The sequence below is a fragment of the Flavobacterium sp. NRK1 genome, from assembly GCF_024054175.1.
Taxonomy (GTDB): domain Bacteria; phylum Bacteroidota; class Bacteroidia; order Flavobacteriales; family Flavobacteriaceae; genus Flavobacterium.
Map to the genome: position 1 here is coordinate 1 of NZ_JAMXLA010000003.1, position 583 is coordinate 583.

Consider the following 583-nt stretch of genomic DNA (forward strand, 5'->3'; position numbering starts at 1 on the left):
GTCTGTAGAGGTAATGTCACCATCAAATGATGCGGCATCAACTTCTAAAGAACCATTCGTAGTATTCTGCTTTAATCCTGTACCCGCTACACTCGAATCGATCTTGGCAGCTGTGACTGCGTCGTCGGCAAGTTTCACGGCTGTTACTGCTGCATCTTTTATATCAGAAGTTTCTACTGCGCCTGCCGCTATGTTTTCGGTCTGAACTGCATTATCCGCAAGCTTAGCATTGGTTACTGCATCAGCTCCTATCTTAGCTGTAGTTACTGCTCCGTCTGCAAGCTTTACTTCTGTAATTCCGCCTGCGGCAACACTTACATTAGCATCTTTTAATAAGGCTCCTGCTCCGGTACCTCCAATACTGATCGATCCATCTCCAGCTGTAAGGTCTTTTCCTGCTATGCTGCCCGATGGAATAGCATTACTGAATGTTACTGCGCCTGCAGCATCGGCTATTGCAATACGGTCAGCAACTCCTGCTCCTGCTGTTAACTTAGCCGATGTTACATTACCGTCTTTTATATCTGAAGTCTCTACTGCCCCTGCCGCTATGTTTTCGGTCTGAACCGCATTGTCCGCAAGT

1 protein-coding gene is annotated in these 583 nt (G+C 47.0%); it reads right to left on the bottom strand.

Annotated elements, in window-relative coordinates; all coding sequences use genetic code 11:
* Positions 1-583 (bottom strand): hypothetical protein (locus NHE85_RS16610; RefSeq protein WP_252813330.1); only part of this gene is annotated, 583 nt, incomplete at both ends.